Here is a 19,111-nt window from a genome sequence, read left to right on the forward strand (position 1 = left end):
TCTTCGTATTGACCCACGCGCCCTCCGTGAGAGGATCACGCCGACGGCACCCCCGAACCCGAGGAGTAGGCATGGCCGACCGCCAGTACGGCACCGTGAAGTGGTTCAACGACGAGAAGGGCTTCGGGTTCATCAGCCCGGAGTCCGGCCCCGACCTGTTCGTACATTTCCGGGCGATCGAGTCGACCGGCTTCAAGTCCCTGGTGGAGGGCCAGAAGGTCTCCTTCGAGGCCGTCCAGGGCCAGAAGGGCATGCAGGCCGACAAGGTCCGGGTCGAGGAGTAGTGGCCCGAGGGATCCGTTCGCGCGCCCGGTCGGCGGTGGCCGACCGGGCGCGCGTCCGCCTTCCGGGGCGGGGCGGTTCCGCTACTGGGCGCGGAGCCCGGCCAGTGCCCCCTGCACCTGCTGGACGACCGCCGGGGGCAGCGTGCCGTACTTCATCGACTCGCCGCTCGCCTGGCCCGGGCCGCTGACCGCGTAGGACGCGAGGCCCGCCACCACGGCGGAGTTCCCGCCGCGCTCGCAGAAGCCGAGGTAGCCGATGCCGACCACGGGATAGCCGCCCTTGACCGGCTTCTGGTAGTCGAGCTTCACCGACAGCCGACTGCCCGAGGTCTCCACCGTGCCGGTCGCGGCCATCGCATTGGCGGTCGCGGTGCTCGGGGCCGCGTCGGAGTCACCGGTCCGCACCCGGACCGTGTGGAGGTTCCCGACGGCCCGCAGCGGGACGAAGCCGATCGACCACTGGGCACCGGCGACGGCGCCGGGGATGCTCGCCTCGGTCGCCCCCGGCTGGGCCTTCACCTCGGAGCCCCAGACCGCGCTCACCTCGTACGGCCAGTCGGCGGGCGCGGCCTTGCCGAGGTACTGGGAGAACACGTAGGAGGACCAGGACAGCCCGGCCGGGACCCGCACGTCGATCGGTGAACTGGGCAGCACCGCGGCCGGGTTGAGCGCCCTGATCGCCGGGTCGTTCCAGGCCTGGATCTGCTTCCGGAAGATCTTGGCGAGCGTCGGGGCGTCGAGCACCAGGTCGGCCACGCCGGGCACGTTGAAGACGACCGCGACGGGGGCCACGGTGACCGGGAGCTGGGACACCTGGCCGGTGGCGCAGCGCTTGCCGTACGTGACCGCCTGCTGCTCGCTCAGCGTGGTGTCGAAGCCTGCGGCGTCGAGCCCGCCGTCGGCGAAGAGGGTCGCGTTGGAGGTCTTGAACGGGTCGTCGGCGCCGGGGGCCGCAGGGCCCTTGTAGGTCAGCCGGTTGCCCGGGCAGGCCTTGCCGAAGTCCGCCGTCCACCGCTCGACGAGGGCGGCCTCCATCCCGTCCACGCCGATGGCGGCCTGTCCGGCCGGGGCGCAGCTGACGCCGGAGGCGGGGGCGGACGGGCCGGTCTGCCCCGTCTGGCCGGCCTGCCCGGACTGCCCGGACTGCCCGGTGCCCGGCTGCCGGTCCTGCCAGGTGAGGTAGCCGAGCGTGCCCGCCGCGGCGACCACGACGGCGGCCACCGCGGCGCCGACCAGCAGGGCCTTGCGCGGGCGGGGTCGGCCGGCGGGGACGGCGGAGGTGGCCGCGGACGGGGCGGTCGGCAGGTACGGCGGTACGGTCGGCGCCATCGGCGGCGGCACCTGCGCCGGTGTCGGCACCGGCGCCGGAGCGACCGGGTTGGGGGCCGTCGGCGTCGGCACGACCGAAGCAGGAGCAGGACCCGGGGCAGGACCAGGACCAGGAGCCGGGGCAGCAACAGGACCCGGGGCAGCAGGCGCCACCGGCCCCGTCCGCAGCTGGACCGTCCGCCCCCTCGCCCCCTCCCCGGTCATCCGCAACAGCCCCTCCACCGTGGGCCGTTGCTCCGGCTCCTTGGCCAGGCACCCGATGATCAGCGGATACAGCTCGGGCGCCAGCCCGGCCAGGTCCGGCTCCTCGTAGACGACCCGGAAGCCCACGGCGTGCGAGGAGTCCGCGCCGAAGGGGCCGCGCCCGGTGGCGGCGAAGGCCAGCACGGAGCCGAGGGCGAACACGTCGGTGGCCGTGGTCGCCGTGCCGTTGCGGAACTGTTCGGGGGCCATGAACGGCGGGGTGCCGACGGCGACGCCGGTGCTGGTGAGCTGGGTCTCGCCGGCGCTGCGCGCGATGCCGAAGTCGATGACGCGCGGCCCGTCCTCGGCGAGCAGCACGTTGCCGGGCTTGAGGTCGCGGTGGATCAGCCCGACGCGGTGGATCTCCTGGAGCGCCTCGGCGAGTCCGGCGGCGAGGCGCCGTACCTCGGTCGGGGTCAACGGGCCCTGTCCGGAGACCCGTTCGCCCAGGGAGGGGCCGGGGACGAAGAGGGTGGCCAGCCAGGGCGCCGGGGCTTCGGGGTCGGCGTCGAGGACGGGCGCGGTGAAGGCGCCACTGACCTTGCGGGCGGCGGTGACCTCCTGCCGGAAGCGGGCCCGGAACTCGGCGTCGGCGGCCAGTTCGGGCCGGATGACCTTGACGGCCACCTGGCGGCCGGACACCGACCGGGCGCGGTAGACGACGCCCATCCCGCCCGCACCGAGCCTGCCCTCCAGGAGGTATCCGCCGATCTCCCGCGGATCGTGTTCCGACAAGGTCACGTGCCGTTTCCTCCCCCAGGCGCGTCCGGCCGGTCGGCCGACCGACCGGCCCAGCCTAGTGGGGGCCCGGACCGGCGGGTGAGGCAGGCAGGCTCAACCGACGCAGGTTCACCCGGTGAAGCCCGGCACCACCAGTCCGGACTCGTACGCGATCACCACCGCATGGGTGCGGTTCTGCGCGCCGAGCTTGGTGAGCACGTTCCCGACGTGGGTCTTGACGGTCTCCAGGCTGACCGTCAGCGTCTCGGCGATCTCCGGGTTGGACAGTCCGGTGGCCATCAGCCGCAGCACCTCCTCCTCCCGCCCGGTCAGCGCCGCCTGCGGCAGGGCCTCGGTGGAGTCCAGCGGCCGGGCGGCGACCATCCTGCGCAGCGCCGCCGGGAACAGGATCGCCTCGCCCGCCGCCACCACCCGTACCGCTTCGGCGATCTGCCGGACCGGGAGGCGTTTGAGCACGAAGCCGCTGGCCCCGGCGCTGAGCGCGGCGGTGACGTAGCCGTCGTTCTCGAAGGTGGTGATCACCACGACCTTCGGCGGCTCGGCGGACTCCGCCAGCAGGTGCCGGGTGGCCTCAATGCCGTTGCGGCGCGGCATCCGTACGTCCATCAGGACGACGTCGGGCCGCAGCCGCAGCGCCTGCTCGACCGCCTCCACTCCGTCGGCGGCCTCGCCGACCACCTCGATCCCGGGCTGGACGCCGAGCAGGGTGCGCAGGCCGCTGCGGGTGATGGCGTCGTCGTCCGCGATCAGCAGCGTGACGGGGGCCTCGGGCGCGGTGCTCACACCGCCGCCCGGACCGGCAGCCGGACGGCGAGGCGCCACGACGCGTCCCCGACCGGTCCGCCACCGTCCGGTCCGCCCCCGACCGGTCCGGCCTCGAACTCGCCGTGCAGCAGTCGCACCCGTTCGGCCAGCCCGGGCAGGCCGTGCCCGGACGTCGGGAAACCTCTGGCCCCCGCCCCCGCACCGCCCGCGACGCCCCCGACCGGGTTGACCACCCGCAGCTCCAGCGCGTCCGGCCCCGCCGCCACCCGGACGGTGATCGGGCCGCCCGCCCCGTGCCGGAGCGCGTTCGTCAGCCCCTCCTGGAGGATCCGGTACGCCGCCCGGGAGATCGTCCCCGGCACCTGCGCCAGGTCGCCGGTCAGCTCCGGTTCCGCCACGGCGCCCGCGTGCCGCAGCCGGTCCAGGAGTTCGGGCAGGTCGGCCAGGGTCCGGGTGGGCGCCGTGCCCGCCTCCTCCTCGCGCAGCACGCCCAGCACGTAGTCCAGGTCCTCCAGCGCGGCCCGGGTCGACTCCTCGATGCTGCGCATGGCGGCCCGGGCCGTCACCGGGTCGGCGGCGAGGACCTCGCCCGCGACGGCGGCCTGGATGGTGGCCGCCGTCAGGGTGTGCCCGATCGAGTCGTGCAACTCGTGGGCCAGCCGGTTGCGTTCGGCGAGCCGGCGCTCCCGCTCGGCGGCCTGCGCGAGCCGCTCGGCGGCCGACGGCCCCAGCAGGCGCGGCGCCAGCCGGCGCAGGGTCCCCGCCACCGCCGCGCACCCGGCCACCGCGAGCAGCAGGCACACCACCCCCGCCGCCCGGCCCCACCCGCCGCCGGACACCGTCACCGACCGGCCGAACAGGCTCAGTTGCGCCTGGCCGCCGAGCCAGTCCCCCGGCAGCGACAGGCCGGCGACCAGCAACAGGCCGCTGGTCAGCGCCCCCGTCCACCCCAGGGCGACGTGCAGCAGCAGCCACAGCGGCGTCCGCCAACGGTCGGCGGCCACCGTCGCGGCCACCCCGGACGCACCGGAAGCACCAGCCGCCCCGGACGGACCGGGGTCCGGCAGCGCCACCCCCAGCAGTCGACGGGCGGACGCGACCAGCACCCGGCGCGTGGTGCGGGCCAGCCCGACCGCGCCGATCAGCACCGCCCAGAGCAGCAGGGCCAGCGCGGCCCGCACCCCGTACGGAGCCGACTGCCACGCCAGGGCCGGCGCCAGCGCCACCGGCAGCAGTACGAGGCTCGCCAGCGCGCCGCAGTAGGCGAACAGCGCACCCGTGTATGTCGAGCCGCGCAGCAGCGGCCGAATTCCCCTGATCATGCCCGCCAGTATGTCCGGCCAGGTCAGCGGCCACCTCCCCCGATCGAGGGAGGGCCAGTTCCCGCTTTTCCGCGATGTGCGCCCGGGGACCCGGAAGTCAGGATCGTGCCCTGCCAGTTGACGAGAGGACGGCCGATGCACACCCGAGAAGACGAGCCCCGGACGGACGTGGTCCGCACCCTGGACCTCCCGGCCCGCCGGAACGGCCCGGCCGTGGCCGCGCTGGTGCTGTCGCTCATCGCGATCGCGGTGTCCGTCCTGGCCGCCGTCCTGCTGGCCTGGTACGCCGACCGGACGCAGCCGTGCCACCGGCCCGACCGCTTCCGGCAGTACCGGGAGTGCGTCCAGCAGCAGTTCCACCGGGGCTGACCGGCGGCCGACCCGCCCCCAGCCCCCTTTCCCCTACGACTCACAGGAGTTGACGTATGCGCGAGCAGACTTGGCAGAGGCTTCGTACCCCCGGGCGACGCGGCGCCGTGGCGTCCTCGGTGGCGGTGGCGATGGCGGTCGGTGTCATGGCGGCGGGCGTCCTCGCACCGACCGCCGCAGCCGCAACCACAATCACAACCGCCACCACCAGGCCCGACACCGTCCAGCAGGGCCTGGACGCCCTGGTGCGGCAGGACAAGCTGCCCGCCGCACTGGCGACCGTCAAGGACCGCAAGGGCCGCACCCAGGCCTACACGGCGGGCGTCGCCGACCTGGCCACCGGTGCGAAGGTGCCCAAGGACGCCCAGATCCGGATCGGCAGCAACACCAAGACCTTCACCGCCGTCGTGGCGCTGCAACTGGTCGGCGAGGGGAAGGTCCGCCTCGACGAACCGATCGAGACCTACCTGCCCGGCCTCGTCCGAGGGGAGGGGATCGACGGGAACCACATCACCGTGCGCGAGCTCCTCCAGCACACCAGCGGCCTGCCCGACTACGAGGGCGAGGTCGAAGAAGCCACCATGCTGCAGCGGTACTTCGAGCCGCGCGAGCTGCTGGACATCGCCTTCCGGCACAAGGCCGGCTCCGCGCCCGGCGAGAAGTTCGACTACAGCAGCACCAACTACGTGGTGATCGGCCTGCTCATCCAGAAGATCACCGGCCGCCCCCTCGGCGAGGAGATCGACCGGCGGATCGTCCAGCGGATCGGGCTGCGCCACACCTACTTCCCCACCATCGGTGACCGGAGCATCCGGGAGGCCCACCCCAGGGGCTACCGCCAGGAGAAGCCGGGCGGCCCGCTGATCGACACCACCGAGATGGACCCCTCGATGGGCTGGGCGGCGGGCCAGATGACCTCCACCAACGCCGACCTCAACCAGTTCTTCACCGCGCTGCTCGGCGGGCGCCTGCTCCCGGCGGCCCAGCTCGCCGAGATGCGGACCACCGTCCCGATCGGGGACAGCGGCGCCGGCTACGGGCTGGGGCTCATCAGCCGGCCGCTGTCCTGCGGCGGCGTCTACTGGGGGCACGGCGGGGACATCCCGGGCTACGAGACCCGGGGCGGGGCCACCGACGACGGCCGGGCGGTCAGCATCGCGGTGACGCAGATCCCGGCGGAGGACGCCGTCACCCGGCACCTGGAGAAGGTCGTGGACACGGCCCTCTGCCGCTGATCGGACGCTGATCCGCCGCCCGCCCCGGTAGCCCCTCGCGGGTCACCCTTCGCAGGTCACCCGCCGTGGATCACCCGTCGAAGTGGCACCAGATGATCCCGACGCCCGCACCGCTCGCGTCCTGCCCGACCAGGATGCTGCCCGAGGTGAAGTCACAGGTGGGGAAGACCAGGGCGTTCGCGCCGCTCGCCGGGTCGACCACGACGTCGAGCACCGGGCTCCGGGAGCCGGCCGCCTGCTGGGCCTCGAACTCGGCGGCGGCGTGGGCCGCCGGGTCCGCCGCCTCGGCGAACCCGGCGGTCCGGCGCAGGGCCCCGCCGATCACCAGGTTGTCCGGGGTGGCGGAGTAGATCGCTGACGCGCTGTAGCTCAGCTCGTTGACGTCGTCGGAGGCTTCCTCCCAGTCCGCGTCCACCAGCGCCTCGGGGCCGGTGCCGGCGGCGACCAGCGCGACCGCGGAGACGGTGGCGCCCCGCCCGTCGTCCCAGTCGTACGCGAGGTACACCTCGTGCAGCCCGTCGGCGATGACATTGAACGTGTAGTGGTCCCTGCCGTCGAGACCGCAGACCGCGACCTGCCCGCGGCTCGCCAGCCGCCCGGCCGGCGTGAACTCGCCCAGGAAGCCGGGCTCGTCCTCCCCGTGGTGCGCCCGCAGGACGGCTTCGATCGCTTCGATCATCTTCATGGCGGGGAGTGTGCCACCCCCCTCCGACAGTCCCGGCCCCGGCCCCTCACCGCCCAGGTGCGGGGCCGATGGGGGTGGCAGTGGTGGTGGGGGTGGCGGTGGTGGCGATGCGCGGACGTTCTGCGGCCGCAGCCAGGGCACAGCGACATGGCCGATCGATCCGAGGGTCGACCGGCCGTTCGACGTGGCCGTGGAGCTCAGCCGCCGGACGGCGGGCCGGTGGCCGCGGTGGCCGCGGCGACCGCGCCGGGCGGGATGAGCCGCCGGGCGACGAGGTCGGCGTAGACCTGCTGGAGGTGGGTGACCTCTCCGGCGACGGGGTTGACGGCCGCCGAGGCCGGTGCGGTGACGCCCGCGAGGACGTCGTCGGTGCGCGGCGCGGCGAGGGTGAGCACGGGCCCGATGTCGGCGGCCGCGGCGTCGCGGGCGGTGAGGGCGGGCAGCGACCAGCGCCGCTCGACGGTGCGCAGGATGCTGGTGTGGTCCAGCTGCGCGGCGGCGTCGGGTGACCGGAAGACGGTGCCGGGGGCGATCAGCGGGGAGACCAGGACGGTCGGCACGCGGACGCCGAACCGCTTGAAGTCGAAGCCGAGTTCGCCGATGGTGCCGTCGCCGGGCGGGGCACTGGTGGTGGGCGGCGGGACGTGGTCGTAGCAGCCGCCGTGTTCGTCATAGGTGATGACGAGCAGGGTCTTCCCCCAGGCCGGTGCCGGTCCGTCGCGCAGGGCCCGGTAGACGTCCCGGATCAGGTGCTCGCCCAACGCCACGTCGAGGATGGGGTGTTCGCTGTTCCCGGTGGCCCCCCAGCTGGGTTCGAGGAAGGTGAAGGAGGGCAGGGTGCCGGCCGCGGCCGCCGCCTGGAAGGCGGTGAAGACGCCGAAGTGGTCGGCGGAGGCGCCGTGGATGTCGGGGAAGTTCCCGGAGACCAACGGCGCGGCGTGGTAGCCGTAGGCCCGCCACGACACACCGGCACTGGTGAGCCGGCCGAAGATACTGGGACAGGTGAAGTTGTGGGTGTGGTCGTCCAGGTGCCCCTGGCTGGTCGCCGCGCAGGAGAACGCCCGGTTCGGCAGGGTCTCGGTGGGCACGGAGCTGTACCAGTGGTCGCACACCGCGTAACCGCGGGCCAGCGCGGAGATCACCGGCACGGTGTCCGGGGTGAAGCAGCTCATGATGTCGGCCGGGACGGTGCCGGGTAGGACGGTGTGGTTCGGCTGGGGAGGCTGGTCCAGCACCCGCGCGAAGTCCGTCACGAACCCCTGCATCCCGGCGACCGGCGGCGTCGGCGGGTTGGGCGTGCCGAAGAGCTGGGCGTTTGTCGGGCCGTACCCCTCACCGGGGTTGGCGCCCGGCATGAAGTACGGGTGGGGGTCCGTCGACCGGATGCGGCGGACGGTGACGAGCTTGCCGTTCTGGTCCGGGTTGGTCTCCTGCCCGGTCAGGCCCTCGTACGGCTGGCCGGCCGGGGAGACGTTGCCCTCGTCCGTGTACAGGAACCCCAGCATGTGGTCGAAGGAGCGGTTCTCCAGCATCAGCACCACCAGGTGCTCGACCGCCTGGAGTCCGTCGCTGCCGGACATCAGCTTCGCCGCTTGCTCGGCAGCCACTGGTCGCGCGGGATCCGGCGCCGTTCACGGCGGCTGCCGACGTGTGCGCGGCTGTGGTAGGCGACGGTGAGGGCGGCGGTCTTCTGGGTCCATCCGGTGCCGGCCGAGACGTCGAAGACCCCGATGTAGCCGCCGGAGAGGAGTTCGAGCGGCTGCTTGATGGCATTGCCGTGGTCGAACCGGGCGCCGTTCGCCGGGCGGCCGGACTGGAACCACGCGGGGTAGACGAAGTCGCTGACCTTGACCCCGGCGATGTCGTACGCGTAGCTCTCGTCCTGGCAGGCGTCGCACACCTCCATGGAGTACAACGTCCCCTTGTTGGCGGTCGGTTGGTCGAAGACCACCTGGTCGATGTCCGGGTCGGCGATCATCTCCAGCAGCTCGTGGCTGGTCGTCACGGTCCAGTTCTCGCCGTACTGCTTGTCGGTGGCGGCGAAGACCTTGCCGATCGGCAGGAAGCTCGTGGTCACGTCGTGGTACCCGAGGGCGCCGGCCTGGTCGGAGTTGTCCAGGACGACCAGCCACCAGGCGTTGTCGGAGAGTGCGCTCGACGCGACGAAGGACAGGTCCGCGTCGACCCCCCACGCCGGGGCGAAGTCCCGGTGGACCTGGGTCTGGAGTGCGGGGACGACGGCGCTCACCTCGTGGTCGGTGAGCACGGTGCTCTCGTTGGTCACTTCGATCTTGATGATGGACATTTCTCCTCCCGATGTCTTATTTGGTGGTGTATACGTAGGTGATACGTATCTGCCGTAAATGTCGCTTGTATACTTACAGCCTGTGCCGCGCGGCGGCGGACGTCAAGACCGAGGACAGCCCGGGAGGGGCAGTGGTGGAAACCGACTCGACCCCCGAGCCGAAGCCGTCCGGCCGTGGCCGACTGAGCAGGCCACGGGTGCTGCGCGCGGCGGTCGCCCTGGTCGACCGCGAGGGCCTCGCGGCGCTCACCATGCGCAGCCTCGCCGTCGACCTGGGAGTGGAGCCGATGGCGCTCTACCGCTACGCCGACGGCAAGCAGGCGCTCCTCGACGGCATGGTGGAGGCCTTCTACGCCGAGGTGAACGAGCAGGTGGGCGAGGGGGCGGGCGGTGGCGGGGGCGGTGGCGGGGGCTGGGGCGAGGGCGACTGGCGGGCACAGCTGCACCACGTCGCCCGGGCCTTCCACCGGGTCGCCGACGCCCATCCGGAGGTGTTCTCCCTGGTGGCCACCCGCCCGCTCAGCGTCCCACTGGCCCGCCGCCCGGCCTCGATGCTCCAGCTCAACGAACTCGTGCTGACCGTGCTGAGCCGGGCCGGCCTCGACGACCGGGCCACCCTGCGTCTCTACCGGACCGTGGTCGGCTGGGCGATCGGCTTCCTGCTGGTGGACAAGCGGCAGGTGATCGACAACCCCGACGACCCCGAACCCCTGCTCCGCCTCGGCCTGCACCGCCTCCCGGCCACCGAGTACCCACTGCTGCGCACCCTGGCCCCATTGCTGGTCGACCACGACGCGGAAGCAGAGTTCGCCACCGGCCTGGACGCCCTCCTGGACCACCTGGTGCCGTAACGCAAAAACGCCGGTCGATCCGAAGATCGACCGGCCATTCGCTGTGCGCGAGGGGGGAGTTGAACCCCCACGCCCTTTCGGGCACTGGAACCTGAATCCAGCGCGTCTGCCTATTCCGCCACCCGCGCATCTGGGTGATGGGTTAACTATAGACCATCTGGAGGGGTGCCTCTGACCACCTCGGGGCTACGAGGGAAAGCCCCCGGACCGGACGGCCGAGAGGAAGGACTCCCAGGCCGGGGCGGGGAAGACGAGGACCGGGCCGTGCGGATCCTTGGAGTCACGTACGGGAACGGCGCTGGGGAGGAATCCGAGGGCCACCTCGATGCAGTCGTCGGCGTTGGCACCGCTGTAGCTGCTCTTGCGCCACTCCAGGGCCACCTCGATGCAGTCGCCACCATCGTCCCAGCTGTAGCTGCTCTTGCGCCAAGTCAGCATTGTCGGCTCCTCCGTTGCCTATGCCGGAAGGTCGCCCTCACGGACGGCCGTTACGAAGGCTGCCCATGCGGGGGCCGAAAAAACGAGAGCCGGGCCGTGCGGGTCCTTGGAGTCACGCACGGGAACGGCGCTGGGGAGGAATCCAAGGGCCACCTCGATGCAGTTGTCGACGTTGCCGCCGCTGTAGCTGCTCTTCCGCCACTCGGCCACGGCGAGCTCGTTGCTCATCATCTCTGAACCCCTCCATCGCATCGGCAAACAACCGAAGCGAGTCACTCTCGGACAGGCATTCGCCACGGAGCCGATCGAAGCGATGGTGATGCCTGGTCACCCTGGCGGAATCCTCGATGAGATCCCCGCGATCGATGCTCTCCGAGTAGACCACGTTCTGCCCATCTGGCAGTTCCAGCAACACCATAGTCGTGTTAATGGAGGCCTGCCGACTGGAGAACGGCGCCACGTGAATGACGATGTTCGGAAGCTGCGCCACCCTCAGCAGGTGCTCCATCTGAGCTCTCATCACCCCGGGCCCGCCGATGACCTTTCGGATGGCGCTCTCATCGAGAATGACGACCAGCAGCGGCCCGCCGGGCGACAGGAACCGGCTCTGGCGGCCGAGTCGGACCTTGATCAGCTCCTCGACCTCGTCCGCATCACCAGCTGCATCTCCGTCGGAGATGAGTGCATACGCATACTGCCGACACTGCAACAGGCCTGCCATCAGACCCTCCTGGTAGGTTCGCACAGCGCTGGCGACAGCCTCCAGGTCTACGTACCTCCAGAACCAGTCCGGATACTCGAGCGACGCATCCCAGTCGACCCGCCCGTAGAGTCGTTTCAGCAAGTCGCCCGAGCCGTACAGCCGGTCGAGCTCTCCGACCTCCTCGACCGTCGGCTTCCGCTTCCCGCTCTCGGTCCGTGAGATCACCGTCCGATCGCAGTGCAGGAGCTTGCCCACGTCCCCTTGGGTGTAGCCCGCCGCCTCTCGGGCGTACTTGAGCTCCTCGCCGAACATGATCGCGGAGCTAACGGTCGCTCCCCGCCTGGTCTTCCCCTGTGCCACGACTGCCCCCAGTTGTGCACCGCACGTCCCGCACGCCTAACTGGCGTCACCGTACCTCCGCAACCCCGATGATTGACACCAGAACGCAATCATTCGCGTGCACAGCGTGATTGCGCGCGCCTTTCGCGCTCCCCTATTCCGCCCCCTCCCGAGGTCCCCCCATGCCCATCTCCCGCCGCCCCCGCGCGTTCGCCGCCCGCCTCGACTCCTGCACCGAATCCACCCCCCTCGCCCGGTACTTGCTCCGCGCCTACCTCGCCGCCCTCCCCACCGGCGACCGCTACCGCGACATCGCCGAACTCCTCCTCGGCGAACTCTTCGCCAACGCCGTCCAGCACTCCGACGCCCCCACCGACCGCCTCATCGAGATCCGCTTCGCCCTCGTCAACGACCGCCTCCGCCTCGAAGTCCACGACGCGGGCACCGGCCGCCCCTCCCTCCGCACCCCCACCACCACCGACGAGCACGGACGCGGCCTCTACCTCGTCAACGAACTCGCCGAACGCTGGGGTTACTGCCCGAGGGCCGGCGGCATCGGCAAGTTCGTCTGGGCGCTCGTCGCCCCCTCCCCCGCCCTCCTCGCCGCCTGAAAGCCCACACCCCGATGCTGCCTCCACTCCCCACCCTCGCCCGGCACGCCCTCGACCGCGGCCACACCCCCGCCGAGACCTACGCGATCCTCGCCCGCCGCACCGGCGAACCCCTCCCCGCCGCGCGCGCCGTCTGCCTCGCCCTCGCCATCCCCCACGCCGAGACCACCACCCGCCTCAACGAGTGCTACGACGCCCTCCTCGCCAACCCCCGCCCCGGCACCGAGGCCGACACCGGCGAACTCCTCGAAGCCCTCGGCGTCTTCGACGTCCCCAAGGCCCTCACCGCCACCGAACTCGCCGTCGTCGAGCACTTCCTGGCCGCCATCGACGCCATGGGCGGCATCCGCGCCGGCCACCAGCACGGCCTCGCCCGCTGGTTCACCACCGGCAACCTCACCGCCGCCTACCTCTCCCTCACCGCCGCCCGCCCCCTGCCCAGCACGGGCGACCCCGCCCGGTACTGGACCACCCTCGTCACCGCCGGCGAACTCCTCACCGCCGAACCCGCCCCCGACCCCCGCATCAGAACCGCGCTCGCTCAGTGCCGCAGCCGTGCGGCCCGGGCCAGTTCGGCGTCGTACTGATCGGCGTCGAAGTGGAAGTCCGGCAGCCGCGCGGCCTCGTAGGGCACCTCCCAGTCGGACCACTCCACGATGCCCCCGCACCGCCGCACGACCACCGAGACGAACCCGCAGCACCCGCCCGTGCACTCGGGCTCGCCCAGCACCACCCGCCGGGGATCGGCGGTCGCGTGCAGGAGGCCGTCACCCTCGGCGGGCAGCACCTCGTCCGCGAACGGACCCCGGCCGCCGGCCCCGACGGCCTCCGCCACCACCTCCGCACCGTCGATCCACACCCGCACCAGCGGCACCCACCGCCGCCCCTGCGGCTCCACTCCGAGCTCGATCCGGTTGAACACCCCAACACCCCCCACCCCGCACCGGAAGTCGGCCCCTCCGACTTCCCGTGCACCACACCTGTGACTTCAACGGAGGGAGCCAGCCGGTGACCGGCCCCCGGGCGGTTCAGGCGACGGTGCACTTGGGGTTGTACCGCACTGACGGACCGCCACACGTCGATGGGATTTCGGAGTTGACCGCCGGAGCCACCTGCTAGGGCGCATCCGATGGGTCGTGTGACTGGCTCACCCAGATCGCCTGCGTCAGGCGCATCACGGTCGCCTGGACAACCCTTATGGCGGAGCGCTCGATTGCCCAGAGCGAGCGCTGGGGTTGCTTTTGTGCGCCCCTTGGTCACTCGGGTGCCCGCGAGTCGGTGGCGTACTGAAAGGGCTCCTGCGCCATGCTCTCGTTCGAAATGGCCGATCGCGGATCGGCTGCCACAGAGAGAAGGAAGCCCCCGTATGCGTCTGCGTCACACAGTCGGCGCCGCCCTCGGCGCCCTCGCCCTCCTCGTCACCCTCCCCACACCGGCCGACGCCGCGACGGGCTTTGTCCTCTTCAAGTACGGCGACCCTTTCCTGCCGCAGTCGACGTGGCAGAAGGGCCAGCTCCAAAACCCGCCGTCGGACGGCATTTGTTACAACCTCCCCGAGCTCCATAACCGTCCCCTGTGGTTCGGCATCGGGCCCGAAAACGCGCTGTCGGACGAGTCTGTCGACGTCTTCACGGAGGTGGACTGTGTTGGCGTAACAACGAAGGTGGACCCCGGCGTGAAGAAGGGCAACGACGTCATCTTCAAGTCGTACCTCATCGAACGGAAAGTATGACCGCCCCGGGATTGAGCCGACAGTGACGGGCGGGCCGAGGGACAGCACCAGCGGGATCTCCCCGCTCCCTGCCCCGGCCCGTCCGACTTCCTGCGCGGGCGGGGACAGCACGCGGCGGCTACAGCACGGCGACGCACGCGTGCCGCAGCCAACGCTCATCGGTCGAGGGACGGGCCGCCGAGGTCGAGCCGCGCCTGCGCGTGGTAGGCGTTGAGCAGTTCGATCAGGGCGACGCCGTTCGGCTCCCCCGCGTGCTCGCGGGCCGCGATCTCGGCCTCCCACAGCGTGGCCATGGCGCGCTGGTGCTTGGTCCGCTCGGCCCACCCGGTGGCCACGAAGGAGGTGAGCGCGCCCAGCAGGACGCCGACCAGCGTGACGATCTGAGTCATCACCGCCCAGAACCTACCGGCCTCATGCAGCGAGGGCCGTGCTGGGTCGCACGGCCCTCGCCTGGGGGTGTGGGGCGCCCCGTTCCCGCCCTCGTCGTCCGGATCTGCACGTGGTAGTGAGCTGTGCGCTGTGCTCCGTCACCTGTACGCGGTGTGCCGGGGGTGCCACCCCGGACGCCGTCCCCCATCCCCCGGGCGGGGGATCGGAGTTGGGCCTCGCGCAGGATCCGGGCGCAGCGGGCCGCGCGCCAGCATGGGGGCCATGGACATGGACACCCACCGGAACCCGCCGACCGCCGCCGCCCTCTCCGCTGCCCCGACGCACCGGCCGCCCGCCCGCTGGGCGGTACGGGCCGCGCACGTCGCGGCGCTCACGGCCGTACCGTCCGGGGTCTGGCGGATCGCGATGGGGGTCGGCGTGCCGGTGGGGTTCGACACCACGGGCCTGGACATCCCCGGCTGGTTCAGCGCCGTGTGCATCGCGATGAGCCTGGGCGCCGAAGGGCTCACCCTGCTCACGCTCGGGCTGGTGCAGCCCTGGGGCGAGGTGGTACCGCGCTGGCTCCCGCTGATCGGGGGGAGGCGGGTCGCGCCGCTGGCGGCGGTCGTCCCGGCGCTGCTCGGCGCGGCCGTCGTGATGCTGCTGACGATCCCCCGGGCGGGCGGCTTCGGCGGGGCCCCGGGAGCCCCGACCGGGCCGGCCCTGCTCCTGATGGACGCCTGCTACGCACCGCTACTGCTCTGGGGCCCGCTGCTCCTGCTCGTCACCGTCGCCTACTACCGCCGGCGCCGCGCCTGAACCGAAACCGGAGCCGGAACCGGAAGTCGGCCCGGCCGACTTCCCGTGCACGCCTTGTCCCGCAGATCACTCGCAGATCACCCGGACATCATGCGGGCCGGAGCGCCCGCTCTCCCGCCCCGCGACCCCCTCCGGCGGACTCCCACTCCCGTACCGTCACGCCGACCGGGACTTCCAGGCGAAGGCGAACTCCGTCCGTGGCGCCAGCGCTCCGCCCTGCCAGGAGTCCGTGATGTCCTTCCACCCGCTCAGGTGGGCGTCGAGGGCTCCGCCCGCACGCTCCTGGTCGTAGTGGAGGCTGAACTCGTAGACCCGGCCGTCGGCGGAGATGACCCGCCCCTCTTCGTGACTGAGGCTTTCCTGGAGAAGGTCCACGACGACCGTCCCCTCGGGATCGAGCCCCTGGCCGCGCAGCAACTCCCGCAGCCGCACCCAGAGATCGTGGGAGCTGTTCCGCAGGAGCCCGGTGTACTGCACGACGATGCTCGGTGTCATGCCCCCAAGTGTTCCAGCCCCACCGGCGGCCCGAGTGCCCGCACGGGAAGTCGGCCCGGCCGACTTCCCGTGCGGCGGACGGCGAGCAGGCTGCGATCGCCGCGGCCCGACAGCTGCGGGACGAATGGCCGGCCGCCCTGGAGGACGACGAGGACGACGGCGTGCGGCTGGAGCTCTACCCGGACGGCCTCGCCTTCGAGGCCCGGCCTGGGACGATGGGGGCGACGACCGATCCGCCAGGGGGAACCGCATGGAGCTACGGCAGCTGCGCTGCTTCGTCGCCGTCGCCGAGGAACTGCACTTCGGCCGGGCGGCCGAGCGGCTGCTGCTCGGGCAGCCGGCGGTGAGCCAGCAGGTGCGGCGGCTGGAACGGGAGTTGCGGGTCGAGCTGTTCGACCGTTCGCCCCGGTACGTCCGGCTGACCCCGGCCGGGGAGCGGTTCCTGCCCGCCGCCCGGAACGTGCTGGCCGCCGAGGACGCCGCCCGGGCGCTCGCCGCCGACCTCGCCGCGCCCGCCGTGCTGCGGCTCGGCACCGTCACCGGGCTCGCCGAGCGGCTCGACCTGATCCTGGAGGCCTACCAGCAGCAGGCCCCCGGGGTCCGCGTGGAACTGCACTCCATCCCGGTGCGGGAGCGGCTGGCCCGGCTGTCGGACGGCCGGCTGGACGCCGCCTTCGTCCGCGGGGCGATCGCCGAGCACAACCCGGAGCTGCGCTTCCTGCCCGTCTGGGCGGACGAGCTGGTGCTCGCGCTGCCCGCCCGGCACCCACTCGCCGACGCGGCCGAGGTGGACCTCGCGGACCTCGCCGAGCTGCCGCTGCGGCTGACCGAGCGGGCCAACCACCCGGCGCTGGTGGACCTGGTGACCGAGGCCTGCGCCCGGGCCGGCTTCCGGCCCGTCCTCGGCCCGGCGCACGGCGCCCTCCAGGACACCCTGGCTTCGATCGGCACCGGCACCCCGATGTGGACTGTGGTGTACGCGGCCAACGCCCGGATGGTGAACACCCACCGGGTCGCCTTCCGCCGCTGCCGCACCCCGCTGGCGCTGCCCACCTCGATCGCCGTACGACGCTCCGCCCCGGTGCCCCGGCTGCTCCTGGAAACCTGCCGCAGAACGCCCCCGACCTGGGACGATCAGGATTCGTGATCGCTGCGAGAGCGATTCGGGTCTGGGTGCGGACGGCCCGATCCGGTGGACTGTTCTCAGCCGGAGAACCCGGCAGCAGAGCCCGGCGGAAGAGCCGGGCAGGACACCCGGTCAGGAGCCGAAGATGCCGATCGTCACCATCCAGCAGGGCCCGCGCAGCGTCGAGCAGAAGCGCGAGCTGGTCGAGAAGGTCACCAAGGCGTTCGTGGAGACCCTGGAGGTCCCCGCCGAGAGCGTGTTCGTCTTCGTCCAGGAGTTCCAGCCGGAGAGCTGGGGCGTCGCGGGCAAGCTCACCGCGGACCGGTGAGGCCCCGGATCGGCCCGATGCGGCGGCGCGACCCTGCGGCCAGACGGGGGACTACTGGCCGCCCTGGCCCGCACTGCCCATCGGGCCGATCTTCACCGGGGAGCCGGAGCCGTCCGTGACCGGCAGCGAGCCCGCGCCCGGCCAGGGCAGGGTGACGGACTTGGTCTCGTCCGGCGGGGTCACCACCAGGCCGGTGATCCGGACGCCGGAGCCGCCCGAGGTGTTGTTCGGGTAGCTGATACCGAAGAACGTCGACTTGCCGTTCTTGACGACGCCCGCGACGACCGGCTCGCCGGAGCGCTGGGCGGAGAGCGAACCGGCGTTGGTCTTGAGGTCGACGCCCGCGTACCCGGTGAGCGAGCAGTCGTGGCCGCTGTGGTTCTTGAGCTCGACCACGACGGTGCGGGCGGCGTCGCCGTCGATGGTGCGGTCCACGGCCGTGATGGTCAGGTCGTCGGTCCGGCACTTGGCGCCCGCCTTGCCGCCGTCGGTGGCGCCCGTCCCACCGGCCGTGGCCTTCCCGCTCGGGGCCGTCCCACCGGTTCCGGCGGAGCCGCCCGAACCGCCACCCGAGGTCGTACCGGCCTTGGTGGGCGCGGTGGTGACGCTAGCCGCGGCCGTCGGCTTGGCCTGGTCGGTGCCGGTGTCGTCGTTGGGGCCGCAGGCCGTGAGCGACAGGCCGGCGGCGACGACCAGGGCGGCGGCGAAGGTGGCCTTGTGAACGCGCATCGTGACTTCCTCGGTCTCGGGTGGCGGTGGCGGTGGCGGCTGCTCGGCACGGATCCGTACGAGCGGCGGGTTCTGGTGAGCAGGACCACCCGGCCCGACGAACCGTTCCGCCCGACCATCCGTCAGGACAGTGCTGTTACACGACCGGCCGACCACGAAGCGCCGGAGCCGGGCCCCCAACCCAGCCGGAACAGCGGTTCCCGCCCCCACCAAGCCCCCGCACCCGCCCCGTCCCCCGCTGGGACAGACCCGTGACCCGGCGGACCTTGACCCCGGACGCTCGGCCTCGATCACCACGGGGTCGCACGCGGCGCCTCCCCCCGCGCCATACTGGCTCAACGAACTTTCCCGCCAAGTGAGTTGAGGTGCCGATGTTCTACAGCGACCGCCCGCACGACGCCCACCGACGCCACCGCCCCACCCCGCGCGGGACCGCCGAGGAGTGGGGCGGGCGGATCGCCACCGTCCGCGAAACCCCGCCCGCCTGGTTCTTCCTGGTGGGCCGCCAATCCACGAACGGCTACCTCTGCCACATCGACCTCAACTACCACCGGGGCCGCGAGTTCCTGGCCATCGTCCAGACCTCACGCCCGCTGCCGCCCGAGCACCGGATCGGCTCCGTCACCACCCCGCAGTCCCAACTCGCCAATTTCCTGGCCAATTCGGACCGCTTCGACTACGACCCGCGCACCGGGCAGCTCCCGGCCGTCGAGCGGACCAGCACCGACGTGCTGCGCCTCGACGGCACGCCCGTCCCGGTCGAGATCCACCACGGCCTCGGCTGCCGCAGCGCCCTGATCCCCGCCCTCCCCGACCAGTCCGGGTACGTCATCGTGACCGCCCCCGACGAGCACTGGGAGGCGGTCACCGAGCTGGTCCTTCGTCCACCGACCACCTTCTGACCGGACATGGCCAAATATCGCCGGTGTGTAGCGGGGGGTGGAGTTAGCCTGACGACATGGTTGCAAACTACAAGGAAGAAGTGGCCATGAGTGACCGGGAGTTCGTCAGCGGACCCGCTCTCATCCTCCGGTCCCTCGCCTCGCACCCCGAGCGGCGGGCCATCACCTCCGCCGACGGCGTCGAGATCACCGCCGGCGACTTCGCCGCCACCACCTACCGCCTCGCCCACGAACTCGTCGCCCGTGGCGCCGGTCGCGGTACCACCGTCACCCTGCTCACCGGCAACACCCCCGAAGCCCTCGCCGCCCGCTACGCGGCCGGGCTGGCCGGGGCCCGGGTGGTCAACCTGTACGACGGGATGGGCGCCCCCGTGCTGGCCGAGATCGTGGC

Annotated in this window: 25 protein-coding genes and 1 tRNA gene; 12 read left to right on the top strand and 14 right to left on the bottom strand. The window is 72.3% G+C overall.

Annotation, left to right across the window (positions count from 1 at the left end):
• Window positions 1–71 precede the first annotated feature (71 nt).
• Window positions 72–284 carry a cold-shock protein gene (locus AB0F71_RS34725; RefSeq protein WP_360243402.1) on the top strand — a complete coding sequence of 71 codons (213 nt, stop codon included), beginning with the start codon at window positions 72–74 and terminating at the stop codon, window positions 282–284.
• A gap of 81 nt (window positions 285–365) precedes the next feature.
• On the opposite strand, the gene AB0F71_RS34730 is transcribed toward AB0F71_RS34725, so the two are convergent.
• The 3 genes from AB0F71_RS34730 to AB0F71_RS34740 all read right to left on the bottom strand — a co-directional run bounded on the left by AB0F71_RS34730 (window position 366) and on the right by AB0F71_RS34740 (window position 4,684).
• Window positions 366–2,597 (bottom strand): serine/threonine-protein kinase, encoded by a 2,232-nt coding sequence (locus AB0F71_RS34730; protein ID WP_360243405.1) that lies wholly within the window; start codon window positions 2,595–2,597, stop codon window positions 366–368.
• 108 nt (window positions 2,598–2,705) lie between these two features.
• Window positions 2,706–3,380, bottom strand: a complete 675-nt coding sequence (locus tag AB0F71_RS34735; protein WP_360243408.1) for a response regulator transcription factor — start codon at window positions 3,378–3,380, stop codon at window positions 2,706–2,708.
• Window positions 3,377–4,684, bottom strand: a complete 1,308-nt coding sequence (locus AB0F71_RS34740; protein WP_360243411.1) for a histidine kinase — start codon at window positions 4,682–4,684, stop codon at window positions 3,377–3,379. The genes AB0F71_RS34735 and AB0F71_RS34740 overlap by 4 nt, the downstream gene beginning before the upstream one ends.
• 135 nt (window positions 4,685–4,819) lie before the next feature.
• Between AB0F71_RS34740 and AB0F71_RS34745 the strand changes: the two genes are divergently transcribed.
• Together AB0F71_RS34745 and AB0F71_RS34750 are read left to right on the top strand one after the other, a co-directional pair.
• Complete coding sequence (locus AB0F71_RS34745) at window positions 4,820–5,053, top strand: hypothetical protein (protein WP_360243414.1); 234 nt, start codon at window positions 4,820–4,822, stop codon at window positions 5,051–5,053.
• Between the two features lie 56 nt (window positions 5,054–5,109).
• Window positions 5,110–6,288: a serine hydrolase domain-containing protein gene (locus tag AB0F71_RS34750; RefSeq protein WP_360243417.1), complete on the top strand. Its 1,179-nt coding sequence runs from the start codon at window positions 5,110–5,112 to the stop codon at window positions 6,286–6,288.
• Window positions 6,289–6,358: 70 nt separating this feature from the next.
• Here the strand turns inward: AB0F71_RS34750 and AB0F71_RS34755 are convergent, their stop codons facing one another.
• The 3 genes from AB0F71_RS34755 to AB0F71_RS34765 all read right to left on the bottom strand — a co-directional run bounded on the left by AB0F71_RS34755 (window position 6,359) and on the right by AB0F71_RS34765 (window position 9,278).
• Entirely contained in the window at window positions 6,359–6,973 is a 615-nt protein-coding gene (locus AB0F71_RS34755) for a hypothetical protein (RefSeq protein WP_360243420.1), read from the bottom strand.
• A gap of 197 nt (window positions 6,974–7,170) precedes the next feature.
• The gene (locus AB0F71_RS34760) at window positions 7,171–8,580 is read right to left on the bottom strand and encodes an alkaline phosphatase family protein (protein ID WP_360243423.1); all 1,410 of its coding nucleotides are present in this window, start codon (window positions 8,578–8,580) and stop codon (window positions 7,171–7,173) included.
• Complete coding sequence (locus AB0F71_RS34765; protein WP_360243426.1) at window positions 8,553–9,278, bottom strand: hypothetical protein; 726 nt, start codon at window positions 9,276–9,278, stop codon at window positions 8,553–8,555. The genes AB0F71_RS34760 and AB0F71_RS34765 overlap by 28 nt, the downstream gene beginning before the upstream one ends.
• Before the next feature lie 134 nt (window positions 9,279–9,412).
• Here AB0F71_RS34765 and AB0F71_RS34770 point away from each other — a divergent pair, with 134 nt between their 5' ends.
• Complete coding sequence (locus tag AB0F71_RS34770; protein ID WP_360243429.1) at window positions 9,413–10,129, top strand: TetR/AcrR family transcriptional regulator C-terminal domain-containing protein; 717 nt, start codon at window positions 9,413–9,415, stop codon at window positions 10,127–10,129.
• 44 nt (window positions 10,130–10,173) lie between these two features.
• Here the strand turns inward: AB0F71_RS34770 and AB0F71_RS34775 are convergent.
• The 4 genes from AB0F71_RS34775 to AB0F71_RS34790 all read right to left on the bottom strand — a co-directional run bounded on the left by AB0F71_RS34775 (window position 10,174) and on the right by AB0F71_RS34790 (window position 11,582).
• Window positions 10,174–10,257: transfer RNA gene (locus AB0F71_RS34775), tRNA-Leu, on the bottom strand.
• A gap of 58 nt (window positions 10,258–10,315) precedes the next feature.
• The gene (locus tag AB0F71_RS34780) at window positions 10,316–10,567 is read right to left on the bottom strand and encodes a DUF397 domain-containing protein (RefSeq protein ID WP_360243432.1); all 252 of its coding nucleotides are present in this window, start codon (window positions 10,565–10,567) and stop codon (window positions 10,316–10,318) included.
• Window positions 10,568–10,585: 18 nt separating this feature from the next.
• The gene (locus AB0F71_RS34785) at window positions 10,586–10,720 is read right to left on the bottom strand and encodes a DUF397 domain-containing protein (RefSeq protein ID WP_360243435.1); all 135 of its coding nucleotides are present in this window, start codon (window positions 10,718–10,720) and stop codon (window positions 10,586–10,588) included.
• Window positions 10,680–11,582 carry a helix-turn-helix transcriptional regulator gene (locus AB0F71_RS34790; RefSeq protein ID WP_360243438.1) on the bottom strand — a complete coding sequence of 301 codons (903 nt, stop codon included), beginning with the start codon at window positions 11,580–11,582 and terminating at the stop codon, window positions 10,680–10,682. The genes AB0F71_RS34785 and AB0F71_RS34790 overlap by 41 nt, the downstream gene beginning before the upstream one ends.
• A 209-nt stretch (window positions 11,583–11,791) precedes the next feature.
• Between AB0F71_RS34790 and AB0F71_RS34795 the strand changes: the two genes are divergently transcribed.
• Window positions 11,792–12,220 (top strand): ATP-binding protein, encoded by a 429-nt coding sequence (locus AB0F71_RS34795; RefSeq protein ID WP_360243441.1) that lies wholly within the window; start codon window positions 11,792–11,794, stop codon window positions 12,218–12,220.
• A gap of 14 nt (window positions 12,221–12,234) precedes the next feature.
• Window positions 12,235–12,807, top strand: a complete 573-nt coding sequence (locus AB0F71_RS34800) for a hypothetical protein (protein ID WP_360243444.1) — start codon at window positions 12,235–12,237, stop codon at window positions 12,805–12,807.
• Here AB0F71_RS34800 and AB0F71_RS34805 read toward each other — a convergent pair.
• Window positions 12,762–13,142, bottom strand: coding sequence for a hypothetical protein (locus AB0F71_RS34805; protein WP_360243447.1), 381 nt, complete (start codon window positions 13,140–13,142; stop codon window positions 12,762–12,764). The two genes, AB0F71_RS34800 and AB0F71_RS34805, sit on opposite strands and share 46 nt — an antisense overlap.
• Before the next feature lie 444 nt (window positions 13,143–13,586).
• Here AB0F71_RS34805 and AB0F71_RS34810 point away from each other — a divergent pair, with 444 nt between their 5' ends.
• Window positions 13,587–13,952: a hypothetical protein gene (locus AB0F71_RS34810; protein ID WP_360243450.1), complete on the top strand. Its 366-nt coding sequence runs from the start codon at window positions 13,587–13,589 to the stop codon at window positions 13,950–13,952.
• 155 nt (window positions 13,953–14,107) lie between these two features.
• Here AB0F71_RS34810 and AB0F71_RS34815 read toward each other — a convergent pair whose 3' ends face one another.
• Window positions 14,108–14,341, bottom strand: coding sequence for a hypothetical protein (locus AB0F71_RS34815; protein ID WP_360243453.1), 234 nt, complete (start codon window positions 14,339–14,341; stop codon window positions 14,108–14,110).
• 262 nt (window positions 14,342–14,603) lie between these two features.
• Between AB0F71_RS34815 and AB0F71_RS34820 the strand changes: the two genes are divergently transcribed.
• On the top strand, window positions 14,604–15,140 hold the full coding sequence (locus tag AB0F71_RS34820) for a hypothetical protein (protein WP_360243456.1): 537 nt from the start codon (window positions 14,604–14,606) through the stop codon (window positions 15,138–15,140).
• A 156-nt stretch (window positions 15,141–15,296) separates the two neighbouring features.
• Here the strand turns inward: AB0F71_RS34820 and AB0F71_RS34825 are convergent, their stop codons facing one another.
• Entirely contained in the window at window positions 15,297–15,635 is a 339-nt protein-coding gene (locus tag AB0F71_RS34825) for a hypothetical protein (protein ID WP_360243459.1), read from the bottom strand.
• Between the two features lie 250 nt (window positions 15,636–15,885).
• Here AB0F71_RS34825 and AB0F71_RS34830 point away from each other — a divergent pair, with 250 nt between their 5' ends.
• Entirely contained in the window at window positions 15,886–16,782 is an 897-nt protein-coding gene (locus tag AB0F71_RS34830; protein WP_360243462.1) for a LysR family transcriptional regulator, read from the top strand.
• Between the two features lie 124 nt (window positions 16,783–16,906).
• Window positions 16,907–17,089, top strand: a complete 183-nt coding sequence (gene dmpI, locus AB0F71_RS34835; protein ID WP_360243465.1) for a 4-oxalocrotonate tautomerase DmpI — start codon at window positions 16,907–16,909, stop codon at window positions 17,087–17,089.
• Between the two features lie 51 nt (window positions 17,090–17,140).
• Here the strand turns inward: dmpI and AB0F71_RS34840 are convergent, their stop codons facing one another.
• Window positions 17,141–17,818 (bottom strand): DUF4232 domain-containing protein, encoded by a 678-nt coding sequence (locus tag AB0F71_RS34840; RefSeq protein WP_360243468.1) that lies wholly within the window; start codon window positions 17,816–17,818, stop codon window positions 17,141–17,143.
• A gap of 371 nt (window positions 17,819–18,189) precedes the next feature.
• On the opposite strand from AB0F71_RS34840, the gene AB0F71_RS34845 reads away from it, so the two are divergent.
• Together AB0F71_RS34845 and AB0F71_RS34850 are read left to right on the top strand one after the other, a co-directional pair.
• On the top strand, window positions 18,190–18,720 hold the full coding sequence (locus AB0F71_RS34845) for a hypothetical protein (protein WP_360243471.1): 531 nt from the start codon (window positions 18,190–18,192) through the stop codon (window positions 18,718–18,720).
• Between the two features lie 56 nt (window positions 18,721–18,776).
• On the top strand, window positions 18,777–19,111 hold a 335-nt coding region (locus AB0F71_RS34850; protein ID WP_360243474.1), incomplete at its 3' end, for an AMP-binding protein.

Source organism: Kitasatospora sp. NPDC028055, assembly GCF_040637885.1.
GTDB lineage: Bacteria > Actinomycetota > Actinomycetes > Streptomycetales > Streptomycetaceae > Kitasatospora.

What these genes read in the sequence shown, in the direction of transcription:
- AB0F71_RS34725 (WP_360243402.1), top strand. Translation starts at nt 72, where the DNA reads ATGGCCGACCGCCAGTACGGCACCGTGAAGTGGTTCAACGACGAGAAG.
- AB0F71_RS34740 (WP_360243411.1), bottom strand. Translation starts at nt 4,684, where the DNA reads ATGATCAGGGGAATTCGGCCGCTGCTGCGCGGCTCGACATACACGGGT.
- AB0F71_RS34745 (WP_360243414.1), top strand. Translation starts at nt 4,820, where the DNA reads ATGCACACCCGAGAAGACGAGCCCCGGACGGACGTGGTCCGCACCCTG.
- AB0F71_RS34750 (WP_360243417.1), top strand. Translation starts at nt 5,110, where the DNA reads ATGCGCGAGCAGACTTGGCAGAGGCTTCGTACCCCCGGGCGACGCGGC.
- AB0F71_RS34755 (WP_360243420.1), bottom strand. Translation starts at nt 6,973, where the DNA reads ATGAAGATGATCGAAGCGATCGAAGCCGTCCTGCGGGCGCACCACGGG.
- AB0F71_RS34765 (WP_360243426.1), bottom strand. Translation starts at nt 9,278, where the DNA reads ATGTCCATCATCAAGATCGAAGTGACCAACGAGAGCACCGTGCTCACC.
- AB0F71_RS34780 (WP_360243432.1), bottom strand. Translation starts at nt 10,567, where the DNA reads ATGCTGACTTGGCGCAAGAGCAGCTACAGCTGGGACGATGGTGGCGAC.
- AB0F71_RS34790 (WP_360243438.1), bottom strand. Translation starts at nt 11,582, where the DNA reads ATGTTCGGCGAGGAGCTCAAGTACGCCCGAGAGGCGGCGGGCTACACC.
- AB0F71_RS34795 (WP_360243441.1), top strand. Translation starts at nt 11,792, where the DNA reads ATGCCCATCTCCCGCCGCCCCCGCGCGTTCGCCGCCCGCCTCGACTCC.
- AB0F71_RS34800 (WP_360243444.1), top strand. Translation starts at nt 12,235, where the DNA reads ATGCTGCCTCCACTCCCCACCCTCGCCCGGCACGCCCTCGACCGCGGC.
- AB0F71_RS34810 (WP_360243450.1), top strand. Translation starts at nt 13,587, where the DNA reads ATGCGTCTGCGTCACACAGTCGGCGCCGCCCTCGGCGCCCTCGCCCTC.
- AB0F71_RS34815 (WP_360243453.1), bottom strand. Translation starts at nt 14,341, where the DNA reads ATGACTCAGATCGTCACGCTGGTCGGCGTCCTGCTGGGCGCGCTCACC.
- AB0F71_RS34820 (WP_360243456.1), top strand. Translation starts at nt 14,604, where the DNA reads ATGGACATGGACACCCACCGGAACCCGCCGACCGCCGCCGCCCTCTCC.
- AB0F71_RS34825 (WP_360243459.1), bottom strand. Translation starts at nt 15,635, where the DNA reads ATGACACCGAGCATCGTCGTGCAGTACACCGGGCTCCTGCGGAACAGC.
- AB0F71_RS34830 (WP_360243462.1), top strand. Translation starts at nt 15,886, where the DNA reads ATGGAGCTACGGCAGCTGCGCTGCTTCGTCGCCGTCGCCGAGGAACTG.
- dmpI (WP_360243465.1), top strand. Translation starts at nt 16,907, where the DNA reads ATGCCGATCGTCACCATCCAGCAGGGCCCGCGCAGCGTCGAGCAGAAG.
- AB0F71_RS34840 (WP_360243468.1), bottom strand. Translation starts at nt 17,818, where the DNA reads ATGCGCGTTCACAAGGCCACCTTCGCCGCCGCCCTGGTCGTCGCCGCC.
- AB0F71_RS34845 (WP_360243471.1), top strand. Translation starts at nt 18,190, where the DNA reads ATGTTCTACAGCGACCGCCCGCACGACGCCCACCGACGCCACCGCCCC.